The sequence below is a fragment of the Streptomyces diastatochromogenes genome (assembly GCF_002242805.1).
Classification (GTDB): domain Bacteria; phylum Actinomycetota; class Actinomycetes; order Streptomycetales; family Streptomycetaceae; genus Streptomyces; species Streptomyces diastatochromogenes.
The window spans coordinates 110051-124254 of record NZ_MCGQ01000011.1; the positions used below are offsets into that span (position 1 = coordinate 110051).

Below are 14204 nucleotides of genomic sequence, written 5' to 3' on the forward strand. Positions count from 1 at the left end.
GCCGTCTACGACCCCAGGATCGAGGCGAGGAACTCCCCGACCCAGCCCAGCAGTTCGCGGCCGACCAGCGGCTTGCCGCCCACCTTCGCGGTCTTCGGGCGCGGTACCAGCACCTGGTGGACGGCCGGCTTGATGACCGTGCCCGGGTACAGGCGCTTGACCCGCAGCTCCTGCGACTCGCGCAGCTCCACCGGCGCGAACCGGATGTTGGTGCCCTGCAGGACGATCTCGCCGACGCCGCACGCGCGCGCGAGCATCCGCAGCCCGGCCACCAGCAGCAGGTTCTCCACCGGTTCGGGCAGCTTGCCGTAGCGGTCGGTGAGTTCCTCGCGGACGGCCTTGATGTCCTCCTCGGAGTTGGCGGAGGCGATGGCCCGGTAGGCCTGCAGGCGCAGCCGCTCGCCGGGCGCGTAGTCGTGCGGGACGTGGGCGTCGACGGGCAGCTCGATCTTGACCTCGAGCGGCGGCTCCTCCTCGATCTCGCCGGTCTCCAGCTGGCGCCGGTAGTCGGCGACGGCCTCGCCGACCATGCGCACGTACAGGTCGAAGCCGACGCCGGCGATGTGCCCGGACTGCTCGCCGCCGAGGAGGTTTCCGGCTCCTCGGATCTCCAGGTCCTTCATCGCCACGTACATGCCCGCGCCCATCTCGGTGTGCTGGGCGATCGTCGCCAGCCGCTCGTGCGCGGTCTCCGTGAGCGGCTTCTCCGGCGGGTAGAGGAAGTAGGCGTAGCCGCGTTCCCTGCCTCGTCCGACGCGGCCGCGCAGCTGGTGCAGCTGGGAGAGGCCGAAGGTGTCGCCGCGCTCCACGATGAGGGTGTTGGCGTTGGAGATGTCGATGCCGGACTCGACGATCGTCGTGGAGACGAGCACGTCGAACTTCTTCTCCCAGAAGTCGACGACGACCTGCTCCAGGGCCGACTCGGACATCTGGCCGTGGGCGGTGGCGATGCGCGCCTCGGGGACGATCTCGCGCAGCCGGGCCGCGGCGCGGTCGATCGACTCGACGCGGTTGTGGATGTAGAAGACCTGGCCCTCGCGCAGCAGTTCGCGGCGGATGGCCGCGCCGATCTGCTTCTCCTCGTACGGCCCGACGAAGGTGAGGACGGGGTGGCGCTCCTCGGGCGGGGTGGTGATCGTGGACATCTCGCGGATGCCGGTGACCGCCATCTCCAGGGTGCGCGGGATCGGGGTCGCGGACATGGTCAGTACGTCGACGTTGGCGCGGAGCTTCTTCAGCTGCTCCTTGTGCTCGACGCCGAAGCGCTGCTCCTCGTCGACGATGACCAGGCCGAGGTCCTTGAACCTGGTCTCGGAGGAGAACAGGCGGTGGGTGCCGATGACGACGTCGACGGCGCCGTCCTTGAGGCCCTCCAGGACGGCCTTGGCCTCGGTGTCGGTCTGGAAGCGGGAGAGCGCCCGCACGTTCACCGGGAACTGCGAGTACCGGTCGGAGAACGTGCCGAAGTGCTGCTGCACCAGCAGGGTCGTGGGGACGAGGACGGCGACCTGCTTGCCGTCCTGTACGGCCTTGAAGGCGGCGCGGACCGCGATCTCGGTCTTGCCGTAGCCGACGTCGCCGCAGACCAGGCGGTCCATGGGGACGGACTTCTCCATGTCCTCCTTGACCTCGGCGATGGTGGTGAGCTGGTCGGGGGTCTCCGCGTAGGGGAAGGCGTCCTCCAGCTCGCGCTGCCAGGGGGTGTCCGCGCCGAAGGTGTGGCCGGGGGCGGCCATGCGGGCGCTGTAGAGCTTGATCAGGTCGGCGGCGATCTCCTTGACCGCCTTCTTCGCGCGCGCCTTGGTCTTCGTCCAGTCGGCGCCGCCGAGGCGGTGCAGGGTGGGGGCCTCGCCGCCGACGTACTTGGTGATCTGCTCCAGCTGGTCGGTGGGGATGTAGAGGCGGTCGCCGGGCTGGCCGCGCTTGGCGGGGGCGTACTCCACGACCAGGTACTCGCGGGTGGCGCCCTGCACGGTGCGCTGGACCATCTCGATGTAGCGGCCGACGCCGTGCTGTTCGTGGACGATGTAGTCGCCCGGCTCCAGGGTGAGCGGGTCGATGGTCTTGCGGCGGCGGGCCGGCATGCGGGCGCCGTCCTTGCCGGCGGCCTTCTGGCCGGACAGGTCGGTCTCGGTGAGGACGGCGAGCCGGAGCGCCGGGTCCACGAAGCCGAAGTCGATCGAGCCGCAGGAGACGTGCACCAGGGCGGGGCTCAGCTCGCCGAGGTCGGCGTCGAGGCGGGCGGCGATGCCCTCGCCGCCGAGCACCTCCACGGTGCGGGCGGCCGGGCCGTGGGCCTCGGTGACGAAGACCGTGCGCCAGCCGTCGGCGAGCCAGCCCTTGGTGTCGGCGAGGGCCTTGGCGGTGTCGCCGCGGTAGGTCTCGGGGGCGTGCATGCCCACCTTGAGGGTGTCCGCGTCGAGCTCTTCGTCGGCGGCGAAGGGCGAGACGGACCACCACATCATGTCCAGCTCGCGGGCGCGGTCGCGGACGTCGGCGATGGACCACAGGGAGGCCGCGCCGACGTCGATGGGAGCCTCGCCGCCGCCTGCCGTGGCCGCCCAGGAGGCCTGCAGGAACTCCTGGCTCGTCGCCACCAGGTCCGCGGCGCGCGTGCGGACCCGCTCCGGGTCGCAGACGACGGCCATGGCGCCCTTGGGCAGGACGTCGAGGAGCAGCTCCATGTCGTCCACCAGGACCGGGGCCAGGGACTCCATGCCCTCGACCGCGATGCCCTCGGCGATCTTGTTGAGCAGCTCCCCCAGCTCGGGGTGTTCCTCGGCGAGGGCACGCGCGCGTGCCCGTACGTCGTCCGTGAGCAGCAGTTCGCGGCAGGGCGGGGCCCACAGGCCGTGCTCGGCGACTTCGAGGGAGCGCTGGTCGGCGACCTTGAAGTAGCGGATCTCCTCGACGTCGTCGCCCCAGAACTCGATGCGCAGGGGGTGTTCCTCGGTAGGCGGGAACACGTCGAGGATGCCGCCGCGTACGGCGAACTCGCCGCGCTTCTCGACCAGCTCCACGCGCGCGTAGGCGGCGGCCGCGAGGGCTTCCACGACCTCGTTCAGGTCGGCCGTCTGCCCCGTCCGCAAGGCCACCGGCTCCAGGTCGCCGAGGCCCTTGACCTGCGGCTGGAGCACGGATCGTACGGGTGCCACGACCACGGAGACCGGGCCGGTCTCGGGGTCGTCGGGGCGGGGGTGGGCGAGGCGGCGCAGGACGGCGAGGCGGCGGCCGACGGTGTCGCTGCGCGGGCTGAGGCGCTCGTGCGGGAGGGTCTCCCAGGAGGGGTACTCCACGACGCCCTCCGGCGGCAGCAGCGAGCGCAGGGCCGCCGCCAGGTCCTCGGCCTCGCGGCCCGTCGCCGTCACCGCGAGCACCGGGCGGGCGGCCTCGCGGGCGAGGGCGGCGACCGCGAAGGGGCGGGCGGCGGGTGGGCCGACGAGGTCGATGTGCATGCGGTTGCCGTCCGCGGCCGCCGTGATCGCTTCCGCGAGGGCGGGGTCCTTGACTACGGCGTCGAGCAGACCGTGCAGGCTCATGGAGGAGGCTTTCCGTCCGGGTGTGGGCAACGCGAATAACCCGACTCGTGTGAGGGGCCGGGGGTCTCCAGCCTACGACGCTGCGCTCGCAGGTGCGGGGGCTGTGGATAACCGTCAGGGGGGACAGTGAGAAACCCGGTGCCGGGAAGTCCCCCAGGACTTCCCGGCACCGGGTCTTTCCCCCGCAACCCCCGTATGCGGTGGCTGTCGGCCTCGGGCGCCCCCCGTGTGCGGCCCTCGGCCCCGCCTGCGCGGCTAGTCCGTCGCGATGGCGTTCAGTACGTTCATCCGGCCCGCCCGGAACGCCGGGATCAGGGCGGCGAACAGGCCCACGAAGGCCGAGCCGATGAAGACGGCGATGATCGTCGGCCAGGGGATCTCCAGGACCTTCAGGCCTTCCAGCGCGAGGAGCTTCTGGGCGGTCGCGCCCCAGCCCATGCCGAGGCCGAGGCCCAGCAGGGCGCCGAAGACGGCGATCACCACGGACTCCAGGCGGATCATGCGGCGCAGCTGGCGGCGGGAGAGGCCGATCGCCCGCATCAGGCCGATCTCGCGGGTGCGCTCGACCACGGACAGGGCCAGCGTGTTCACCACACCGAGGATCGCGACGATGATCGCGAGGGCCAGGAGGCCGTAGATCATGTTCAGCAGCTGGCCGATCTGGTCCTTCAGCGCCTGCTTGTAGTCGGTCTGGTCACGTACGGTCAGCTCCGGGTGGCCGTCGTGCAGGGCCGCCTTCAGCGCCTTGTAGGCGGCCGCCTGCTGCCCGTCCTTGGCGGTGGCGAAGACCAGCGCGTCGAGCGGCATCTGGTCGGCGGGCACGTACTTCTCGAGCGTGGCGAGGGAGGTGTACTTGGCGCCCTGGTCGATCACCTCGTCGCTGCTGGTGATCGCGCGGACCGTCAGGTGGGCGGTGGCGCCGTCCTTGAAGGCGACGGTGATCTTCGAGCCGAGGTGGATGCCGTGGGCCTTGGCGAACTTCTCGTGGACGGACATCGAGTCGGGCAGGTAGGCGTCCTTGAGGTTCCCGGCGACGGTCTTCTTGCGCAGGTCGGTCGCGTACGTCGGGTCGGCCGCCGTGATGTCGGTGTCCCTGAGCGTCTGGCCGTCCGGGGTGGTGAAGTCGGCCAGGGCCGGCCGGTACTCGGTGACCCGTGTGAGACCCGGGGTGCCCTTGATGGCCTTGACCGCCTGGGGTGCGATGAGACCGTTCTGCGGGTTGTCCGGCCCGATGATGAAGTCCGTACCGACCGTCTTGTCGAGCTGGTCGGTGGCGGAGGCCACCATGGACGAGCCGACCACCGACAGGCAGGCCACCAGGGCCAGGCCGATCATCAGGGCCGCGCCGGTGGCGCCGGTGCGGCGCGGGTTGCGCAGCGCGTTGCGCTCGGCCATCCGGCCGACGGGGCCGAAGATCCGCAGTATGACGGCGCCGAGGACACGGACCAGGCCGCCGGCGAGCAGCGGGCCGATGACGACGAAGCCGATCAGGGTCAGCACCACGCCCAGGCCCAGCATGCCCGAGCCGCTCTTGGCCTTGTCGGCGGTGGCGGCGGCGTACAGGCTCGCGACGCCGGCGCCGGTGAGGACCAGGCCGATCAGGGCCCGTACGAGCCCGGCCCTGGCGTCGGCCGGGGCGCCCGCGTCGCGCAGTGCGGCCATCGGGGAGACCTTGCCGGCGCGGCGGGCAGGCAGGTAGGCGGCGAGGACGGTGACGATCACGCCGAGGAGCAGGCCGACGGTGGGGGTCGTCCAGGCCACGGTCAGGTCGTCGGTGGACAGGTGCATGCCCATGGTGCCCATGAGCTTCATCAGGCCGACCGCGATGCCCACGCCCGCGCCGACGCCGAGCACGGAGCCGATCACGCCGAGCAGCAGCGCTTCGACCAGCACGGACCGGTTGACCTGGCTGCGGGAGGAGCCGATGGCGCGCATCAGGCCGATCTCCCGGGTGCGCTGGGCGACCAGCATCGAGAAGGTGTTGATGATCAGGAAGATGCCGACCAGGAAGGCGATCCCGGCGAAGCCGAGCATCGCGTACTTCATGACGTTCAGGATGCTCTCGACGTTCTTCTGGTTGGCCTTGGCGACCTCCTTGGCGGTCTGCACCTTGTAGCCGCGGCCGAGTGCGGCGGTCACGTTCTTCTTCAGCTGTTCGTCGGTGACGCCCTTGGCGGCGGTGACGTTGACGTTGGTGTACACGCCGGTCCGGCCGACCAGGTTCTGCTGGGCGGTCTTCGTGTCCAGGTAGAAGATCGCCGCGCCGGGGTTGGTGACGGTGAAGGTGGCGATGCCGGACACGCGCGCGTGGTGCGTGCCGAGGACGTTGATCATGCCGATGTCGTCGCCGAGCCTGAGGTGGTGCTTGTCGGCGGTGTCCGCGTCGACCATGACCTGGCCGGGGCCCTTGGGCGCCGTACCGGAGGTGATCTTCATGGTGCGGGCGTCGTTGCCGTTCCAGCTGCCGACGATGGTGGGCGCGCCGCTGCTGGGCGACAGCTTGTCCTTGTCGGCGTCGACCACGGTCACCGAGGTGGAGAACACCGTGCCCTCGGCCGCCTTGACGCCCTGGGCCGTGCGGATCTCGCCGAGCACGGAGGCCGGCATGACCGGCGGCTTGCCGGTGCGGGAGGTGGTCTCGCCGGTGTCGGAGGAGCCCTTGGCGGTGACCGTGACGTCCGACGAGGTCGCCTTGAAGAGGTTGTCGAAGGTGGTGTTCATCGTGTCGGTGAACACCAGGGTGCCGCAGACGAAGGCCACCGACAGCAGTACCGCGATCGCCGACAGCGCCATGCGGCCCTTGTGCGCGAAGAAGTTGCGCATCGAGGTCTTCAGGACGGTCATGACGTACGCCCCCGGGCGTCGAAGTCCTTCATGCGGTCCAGGACCTGATCGGCCGTCGGCTGGTACATCTCGTCGACGATCCTGCCGTCGGCGAGGTAGAGCACGCGGTCCGCGTAGGAGGCGGCGACCGGGTCGTGGGTGACCATCACGATGGTCTGGCCCAGTTCGTCCACCGAGCGGCGCAGGAAGCCCAGAACCTCCGCTCCCGCGCGCGAGTCGAGGTTTCCGGTCGGCTCGTCACCGAAGATGATCTCCGGGCGGGCGGCGAGCGCACGGGCCACGGCGACGCGCTGCTGCTGGCCGCCGGAGAGCTGGGTGGGCCGGTGCTTGAGCCGTCCGGCGAGCCCCACGGTCTCCACGACCCGGTCGAGCCAGGCGCGGTCCGGCTTGCGCCCCGCTATGTCCATGGGCAGCGTGATGTTCTCGAGCGCGTTGAGCGTGGGCAGCAGGTTGAACGCCTGGAAGATGAACCCGATCCGGTCCCGGCGCAGCTGGGTGAGCTTCTTGTCCTTCAGGCCGGTGATCTCGGTCTCGTCCAGGTAGATCTGACCGCTGGTCACCGTGTCGAGGCCGGCGAGGCAGTGCATCAGGGTGGACTTGCCGGACCCGGAGGGGCCCATGATCGCGGTGAACTGGCCGCGTGCGATGTCCACGTCGACGTGGTCCAGGGCGACGACACGGGTCTCGCCTGACCCGTACGCCTTCACGACCTGCCGCGCCCGCGCGGCAACGGCCGTACGCCCTCCAGTTCCCCCGTGCCTGGTAGTGGTCACAGCCGATGTCACGGTTTGTCTCCTAAATCGGTCGGCAGGTGTGTCGTCGCGCCCCGGTGTGCCGGTGCGTCGTCCTGGGTACGGCGTCGAGTCTCGCGTGCGGCGGGCGTGCCCCGCGCTGGTGCGAAGCCCCCTCTTGTGCGGGGGAAAACCCCACCCCCGTCGGTTCGGTCAACCGCCCCCCGGCGGCGTAAAGCCAGGTTAAGGACAGCACCGGGTCCGTCTCCTCCTCCGGCGGTACGAACCCTCCCCGGGCCGTAGTACGGAGAGACCCCTAGGGGTGGTCCACCGCCGGGTGGAGTCCTTCTCGGGGTCGACTCCACCCTCCGGCCCAGAAAGCCTCCACCCTCCCGTCGCGTCAGGGTCAAGTTCGGGGTCCCGTGGGAAGCTGTCGTACCGGAGATAGGTGCAGGGGACACGGGACGGGTCCGGGTGGGGACCCAGGGGAGGGGATCCGGTGGGGAGTACGACACCCGCGATACGCGACGGCGCCACGACAGGGCAGGGCACCCGCAGGAGAGGCGCGGTGGTCGCCGCGCTGATGCTGTCGATGGCGCTGGCCGCGCTGGACGCCACGATCGTCTCCACCGCCGTACCGCAGATCGTCGGCGACCTCGGCGGGTTCTCCGTCTTCTCCTGGCTGTTCTCCGGCTATCTGCTCGCCGTCACCGTCACCCTGCCCGTCTACGGCAAGCTGTCCGACACCTTCGGCCGCAAGCCGGTCCTGGTCGCGGGCGCCGCCGTGTTCCTGCTGGGCTCGCTGCTGTGCGCCGGCGCCTGGAACATGGCGGCGCTGATCGCGTTCCGGGTCGTGCAGGGGCTGGGCGGCGGCGCGTTGCAGGGGACGGTGCAGACGCTGGCCGCCGACCTGTACCCGCTGGCGGAGCGCCCGAAGATCCAGGCCAGGCTGTCCACGGTGTGGGCGGTGTCGGCGGTGGCCGGGCCGGGCCTGGGCGGGGCGCTGGCCGCGTACGCCGACTGGCGGTGGATCTTCCTCGTCAACCTGCCGATCGGCGCGGCCGCGTTGTGGCTGATCGTCCGTCATCTGCACGAACCCGAGCGGGAAAAAGCCGCCCGCGCGCGCGTGGACTGGGCGGGCGCGCTCGCGGTGTTCGCGTGCGGCGGGGTGCTGCTGACCGCACTGGTGCAGGGCGGGGTGGCCTGGGCGTGGCTGTCGGCGCCCTCGCTCGCGCTGTTCGGCACCGGGCTCGCCCTGGTGGGCGTGGTGGTGTGGGTGGAGCGGCGGGCGGCGGAGCCGATCATCCCGGGGTGGGTGTGGCGGCGCCGTACGATCGCGGCCGTCAATCTGGCGTTCGGCGCGCTGGGGCTGCTGATGGTGGCGCCGTCGGTGTTCCTGCCGACGTACGCCCAGTCGGTACTCGGACTCGGCCCCGCGGCCGCCGGCCTCGTGCTGTGTGTGTGGACGCTGACCTGGTCGGCGTCGGCGGCGGTCAGCCAGCACGTGTACCGGCGCATCGGCTTCCGTGACACCGCGCTTCTCGGCATCGGCGCGGGCGCGCTGATCCTGCTCGCGTTCCCGTTCCTGCCGTATCCCGGTTCCTGGTGGCAGCCGATGCTGCTGATGCTGGCGCTGGGCGGGGTGCTGGGGCTGTTCCAGCTACCACTGATCATCGGGGTGCAGTCGACGGTGGGCTGGTCGGAGCGGGGGACGACGACCGCGTCGGTGCTGTTCTGCCGGCAGACCGGGCAGACCGTGGGCGCCTCCCTGTTCGGTGCCGTCGCCAACGCGGTGCTGGCCGCGCGGCTGGGCGGGGCGGGCGACCTGGAGTCCGTCACGGGCGCGTGGGACGGCGGTACGGCCCCGGAGGCGACGCGGCGGGCGATCGCCGCGGCGGTGCACGCGGTGTACTTCGGCGCGGCCTGCGCCGCGGCACTGGCCTTCCTGGTGCTGCTGGTGGTGGCGCCGCGGAAGTTTCCGGTGCGGCAGGAATAGGCGCGCGGGGAGGGCGGGACGTGGTTCCGCCCCCTGGTTAACGCGGGTAACACCCGAGGTCAGACCCGTTTTCGCGAAGTAAGCGCATACCGACCGGCCAGTTCGTCTAAAACCCCGCGCGGCCCCGAACCGGCGAGTAGCGTGCGTGACTCCGCTCCCCCCACCTCCCTGCGGTCCGCCGCCACGGACCCGAGCCACGCAAGGAGCCCCGGGATGTCCTACGACCCGCCGCGCCCGCCCCCGGACCTCACCTACCCCTGGCAGCCCCCTCCCCCCGAACCGCCCCGCCCGCGCCGCACCCCGCCCCGCGAACCCCTCGGACACCACAGCGACCTGCGCGTGCTGCGCAGCGCCTACCGCTGGCAGCGCCGCACCGCCGCCCTCACCGCGCTCGGCTACTTCACCCTCTTCCTCGTCCTGTCCGCGTTCGCGCCGCACGTCATGACGACGACGGTCACCGACGGCATCCCGGCCGGCCTGCTGCTCGCCCTGCTCCAACTCCCGGTCACCTGGCTGGCGATCGCCCTGTACGAACACACCGCGCGCCGCCATGTCGACCCGCTCGCGGACCGCATCCGCAAGGAGGCCGAACTGAACGCGCGGCGAGGAGCGACCCGATGACCAGCAGCGCCTCCCCGGGCCTCTCCGGCTTCACCGGCTTCAGCAACTCGGCGCAGACCATGTCGCTGGTCGCCTTCTCCTCCGTCGCCACCCTGACCCTGCTGCTGTGCGTGATGGCCGGCCCGGACCGCGACGACCTCGACGAGTTCTACACCGGCTACGGCTCCCTGTCCCCGCTGCGCAACGGCCTGGCCATCGCCGGCGACTACATCTCCGCCGCCACCGTCCTCGGCACCGGCGGGGTGATCGCCCTGTGCGGCTACGACGGTGTCGTGCTCGCCCTCAGTACGGCGCTGTCGCTGATGCTGCTGATGTTCCTGCTGGCCGAACCGCTGCGCAACGCGGGCCGGTTCACCATGGGCGACGCGCTGGCCCGCCGGATGCCGGGCCGCTGTGTGCGGATCACGGCGTGTGCGGTGACGATCGCCTCGCTGCTGCCGATGATGCTGGTCCAGCTCGCCGGCACCGGGCAGCTGATGGCGTTCATCCTGGGCTTCACGAACGAGTCGCTGAAGACCGGCTGCGTCGTCGGACTCGGCGCGCTGATGATCAGCTACGCGGCGATCGGCGGCATGAAGGGCACCGCGCTCATCCAGATCCTGAAGATCGTGATGCTGGTCGGATCGGGCGCCGTGGTCGCCGTACTGATCCTGCGCCGCTTCGACTGGGACCCGGGCGCCCTGTTCGGCGCGGCGGCACGGCAGAGCGGGGCCGGGCCGGCCTTCCTGCACTCCGGGCTGCAGTTCGCCGGGCACCCGGGCGCCCGCCTGGACATGATCACCTCGGAGCTGACCATCGTGCTCGGCGGCGCCTGCCTGCCGCACATCACCATGCGCATGTACACCGCCTCCAGCGCCCGCCAGGTACGCCGCTCACTGTCCTGGGCGGTGTCGATCGTGGCACTGTTCGTGCTGGTCATCACGGTGGTCGGGTTCGGCGCCACGGCCCTGGTCGGCCGGAGCGCGATCGCGGCGGCCGACCCGCAGGGCAACACGGCCTATCTGCTGGGCTCACGGGCCGCGTTCGGCGCCGACGTGTCGACGACGGAGACCTTCCTGTTCACCATGGTCACCACGGCGATCTTCCTGACCCTGCTCGCCTCGGTGGCCGGGATGATCCTCGCCTGCGCCAACTCCCTCGCCCACGACGTGTTCGCCGCCCGCGTCCAGGAGATGCCGGCCCGCCGCGAGATGGCCCTGGCCCGCCTCTCGGCGCTGGCCATAGGCGTCCCGACGATCCTGCTGGCCACCCTGGTGCAGCACCACAGCCTGCAGCCCCTGGCGACCCTCTCCTTCTGCCTGGGCGCCTCCGCCCTCGCGCCCGCCCTGGTGTACGGCCTCTTCTGGCGCCGCTACACCCGAAGCGGGCTGATGGGCACGCTGCTCGGGGGCTCGCTGACCGTGCTGCTGCTCATGCCGGGCACCAACCTCGTCTCCGGCTCGCCCGTCTCGGCCTTCCCGCACGCCGACTTCAACTGGTTCCCGTTCACCACGACCGGCATCGTCTCCATCCCGGCCGGCTTCTTCTTCGGCTGGCTGGGCACGGTCGTCTCGGGCCGCCGCAAGGCGGAGGAACAGCGGCGCCAGTACGAGGCCGTGGAGGGCTGGATCCTCGCCGGGGCGGTACGCAGGGGCGGTTGAGGACGGCCGCGCGGGGGGGGGGCTACTCCAGAGTCGCTCTGCCCGTCAGCGAGATGAGGCTGCTGCGCACGTAGTCCATGTGCGCCTGGACGTCGTCCCAGGTCTCGCTGTGCTCGCGCAGCACCTGTTCGGTTTCCAGGGCGATGTCCTCCTCGCGCTCGTGTGCCCCGGCGACGATGTCGGCGGCCCGCACGTGCGCCTCCTCCTGGCAGCGGCGTGCGTACTCCTCGGCCTCGCCGAGGGCGCGTTCCGCCTCGGACAGGGCGGCCTCGGCGCGGGTGACCCGCTCGGCGTCGCGGGCCTCCAGGGCGGCCGCCCGTTCGGCGTCCTCGCGCTCGGTGGCCTCCCACCGCTCGGCGTGCTCGCGGGTCTGCTCGGCGAGCATGCCGGTGGTGCGCTGGCGTACCTCGCGCAGCGCGGCGAGCGCCTCCCCGCGCGCCTCCTTCACTTCGAGCCGGGCGCCGATGCGCAGGTCGTCGGCCTCGGCGTGGGCCGCGAGGAGGCACAGGCGGGCGCGTTCGTCGGCGTCCGCGCGGAGCGCGTCCGCCGCTTCCTGCGCCTCCTGGCATGCACTGAGGGCGTGCGCTTCGGCCTGCGCGACCTGCTCGTGCGCTGCACGCCGCGCACGGTCGGAGACGTCCGCCGCCTCCTGCAACGCGAGCTGGTAGAGGCGCCGTGCCTGCTCCCCGAGGCTCTCGTAGGTCTGCGGGGCGAGCTGCGCGACCGCCTCGCGCAGTCGCGCGGCCTCCGCGCCCATGTCCTTGGCGAGCACCGTCAGCCGCGCGGCACGCTCCCACGCGGCGTCCCGGTCCAGCGACAGCGCCTCCAGGTATGCGTCGACCCGATCGGGGCGGTAGGCGCGCCCCCGGACGGTCCGGAAGCCGTGCGGCGTCATCGATGCGCTGCTCACCCTGGGAACCCCTCTCCACCGGACATACACAACAGGATGATGTGGCGCACATCTTGATGGATCGGACGTAAGCGGGCATAACACGACACTCCGCAGACATGTCACGGTCGAAATCTCTCGCCGCATGGCGCACTTCTCGATCCGCGCGTCGGTCCGGGGCCACGGGCGGCCCGTCTGGACCAGGTCCTCCTCCAGAGTGACGATCATGCTCCGGCCGGACGCGAGCCGCTGGAGGTGCGCCGCGTCGGCGGCGGCCGCCCGCCCCTCCGGGGTGCGAACGCGGCACGCAGGTCGTCCGACGAGTCCCACTCCAGCGCCGTGACCAGGTAGTACGGCTCGCCGCCGCGGACAGGGGCGAGGTCGCGGCCGACCGTGTGGCGGCGCAGGCCCGGCAGGCGGCGGGCGAGCGGGACGTGGACCTCGGCGGCGGAGAACTCCAGCACCTCACACAGCACCAGGACGGCCCGCTGCCTGGGCGGCAGCAGCGGCAACGCGGCCACCAGCGCGAGCCTGAGATCCGCGCGGGCCTCCACGTCGAACCGTGCCTCAGGGAACGGCTCCAGCCAGGGAATGTCGAGCGCCGACGTGAGCGGCGCACCCGGATCCTCGCTCGGCGCCCCGAGCCCCGACGGCAGCGGGCGGCGGGCCCGGCCCGCGAGGGCGCTCAGACAGGCGTTGGTCGCGATCCGGTACAGCCACGTCCGCACGGACGCGCGCGCGGGGTCGTACCGGTCCCGGGCCTTCCAGGCCCGCAGCATCGTCTCCCGCGTCAGATCCTCGGCCTCGTGGAACGAGCCCAGCATGCGGTAGCAGTACGCCACCAGCTCACCCCGGAACGGCTCCAAGTCCACCCGCCCCTCATGCCCTTCACGCGCGCGCGTGAAGGGCATGATGCGATCGGGCTCCGGGAGAGCGTGGGCCTACAGCAGCCCGTCCCACATCTGCTCCAGCAGCACCGACCACCAGCTCTCCGGCGAACCGAGCGCCGCCGGGTCCAGAGAGGCCAGCTGGGCCTGGAAGTCGACGGTCCAACGGCCCGCCTGCTCCTGGTTCAGCCCGAACCTGAGCCGCCACATCCGGCCCAGCAGCGCCAGGCAGCGCGCGAACTCCGGCAGCCCGCTGTTCACGAACTGCGGCGGCACCGGCGCACCACCCGGGCCCGCCTCCACCGGCACCGCGACGATGTTCGCCGTCCCGTACTGCACACAGATCGCCCGGCCGAAGTCCGTGCCCATCACGAGGTACGACCCCGCGTCCGAGGCCGGCTGCACCCCACGCTCGGCCGCCAGCTCCGCCAGCGTCGGCACCGGACGGCCCGGCTGGGCCTGCGCCCAGAAGAACGGGGCCATGTCCACCGGCAGCCCGGCCACCACCAGCGTGTGCGCCACGATCGGCGGCACACCCTGCCGCGACACCGCCTGCTGCTCGAACCGGAAGACCCCCGGCCCGAACGCCGCCGCCAGCTCCTGCCCGATACCCTCCGGCGGGATCGGCGGCACGGCCTGCACCGGCGGCAGCGGCGCCTGCACCGGCGCCGGCCGCGCGGGACCGTCCGCCACCTGGTGCAACTCGCCCTGGTGCGCCAGCAACTGCTGCATGCCCTGCTGCCGGCTCGCGTGATCCGTGCCGTACGGCGCGATGCTCGTGATCCGCGCCTGCGGCCACTGCTCCCGGATCATCCGCGCGCAGTACGCACCCGGCAGCTCGCACGACTCCAGCTCCGTGTGCAGCTCCAGCACCTGGTCCGCCGGCACGTTCATCGCCCGCAGCTCGTGGAAGATCTGCCACTCCGGGTGCGGCGTACCCGGCGCCGAACGCCGGATCAGCTGCTGCTCCGAACCGTCCTGCGCGCGGTAGCGCAGCACAGCCTGGTAGCCGGGGCCCACCGTCGGCTGCCCGGTGGGCTGCTGCGGATAGCCGTAC

8 protein-coding genes and 1 pseudogene are annotated in these 14204 nt (G+C 71.7%); 3 read left to right on the forward strand and 6 right to left on the reverse strand.

Annotated elements, in window-relative coordinates:
* Positions 1–5: 5 nt before the first annotated feature.
* From mfd to BEK98_RS12965, 3 genes are all read right to left on the reverse strand, one after another.
* Positions 6–3539 (reverse strand): transcription-repair coupling factor, encoded by a 3534-nt coding sequence (gene mfd, locus BEK98_RS12955; RefSeq protein ID WP_094216628.1) that lies wholly within the window; start codon positions 3537–3539, stop codon positions 6–8.
* Between the two features lie 255 nt (positions 3540–3794).
* The gene (locus BEK98_RS12960) at positions 3795–6383 is read right to left on the reverse strand and encodes an ABC transporter permease (protein ID WP_094216629.1); all 2589 of its coding nucleotides are present in this window, start codon (positions 6381–6383) and stop codon (positions 3795–3797) included.
* Positions 6380–7168 (reverse strand): ABC transporter ATP-binding protein, encoded by a 789-nt coding sequence (locus tag BEK98_RS12965; protein WP_094216630.1) that lies wholly within the window; start codon positions 7166–7168, stop codon positions 6380–6382. Before BEK98_RS12965 ends, BEK98_RS12960 begins: the two co-directional genes overlap by 4 nt.
* Positions 7169–7613: 445 nt before the next feature.
* Between BEK98_RS12965 and BEK98_RS12970 the strand changes: the two genes are divergently transcribed.
* The 3 genes from BEK98_RS12970 to BEK98_RS12980 all read left to right on the forward strand — a co-directional run bounded on the left by BEK98_RS12970 (position 7614) and on the right by BEK98_RS12980 (position 11371).
* Positions 7614–9110 (forward strand): MFS transporter, encoded by a 1497-nt coding sequence (locus BEK98_RS12970; RefSeq protein ID WP_094216631.1) that lies wholly within the window; start codon positions 7614–7616, stop codon positions 9108–9110.
* A 213-nt stretch (positions 9111–9323) separates the two neighbouring features.
* On the forward strand, positions 9324–9731 hold the full coding sequence (locus BEK98_RS12975; RefSeq protein ID WP_094216632.1) for a DUF485 domain-containing protein: 408 nt from the start codon (positions 9324–9326) through the stop codon (positions 9729–9731).
* Complete coding sequence (locus BEK98_RS12980) at positions 9728–11371, forward strand: sodium/solute symporter (RefSeq protein WP_094216633.1); 1644 nt, start codon at positions 9728–9730, stop codon at positions 11369–11371. Before BEK98_RS12975 ends, BEK98_RS12980 begins: the two co-directional genes overlap by 4 nt.
* 22 nt (positions 11372–11393) lie before the next feature.
* Here BEK98_RS12980 and BEK98_RS12985 read toward each other — a convergent pair whose 3' ends face one another.
* The 3 genes and pseudogenes from BEK98_RS12985 to BEK98_RS12995 all read right to left on the reverse strand — a co-directional run.
* Entirely contained in the window at positions 11394–12281 is an 888-nt protein-coding gene (locus tag BEK98_RS12985) for a coiled-coil domain-containing protein (RefSeq protein ID WP_244201851.1), read from the reverse strand.
* Positions 12282–12697: 416 nt separating this feature from the next.
* Positions 12698–13132, reverse strand: a pseudogene (locus BEK98_RS12990) (sigma-70 family RNA polymerase sigma factor); the annotation flags it as partial.
* A gap of 69 nt (positions 13133–13201) precedes the next feature.
* A partial coding sequence (locus tag BEK98_RS12995; protein ID WP_094216642.1) for an SUKH-4 family immunity protein occupies positions 13202–14204 on the reverse strand: 1003 nt, incomplete at its 5' end.

Excerpts from the sequence above, each read along its gene's own strand:
- mfd (WP_094216628.1), bottom strand. The coding sequence starts at position 3,539 with ATGAGCCTGCACGGTCTGCTCGACGCCGTAGTCAAGGACCCCGCCCTC.
- BEK98_RS12975 (WP_094216632.1), top strand. The coding sequence starts at position 9,324 with ATGTCCTACGACCCGCCGCGCCCGCCCCCGGACCTCACCTACCCCTGG.
- BEK98_RS12980 (WP_094216633.1), top strand. The coding sequence starts at position 9,728 with ATGACCAGCAGCGCCTCCCCGGGCCTCTCCGGCTTCACCGGCTTCAGC.
- BEK98_RS12960 (WP_094216629.1), bottom strand. The coding sequence starts at position 6,383 with ATGACCGTCCTGAAGACCTCGATGCGCAACTTCTTCGCGCACAAGGGC.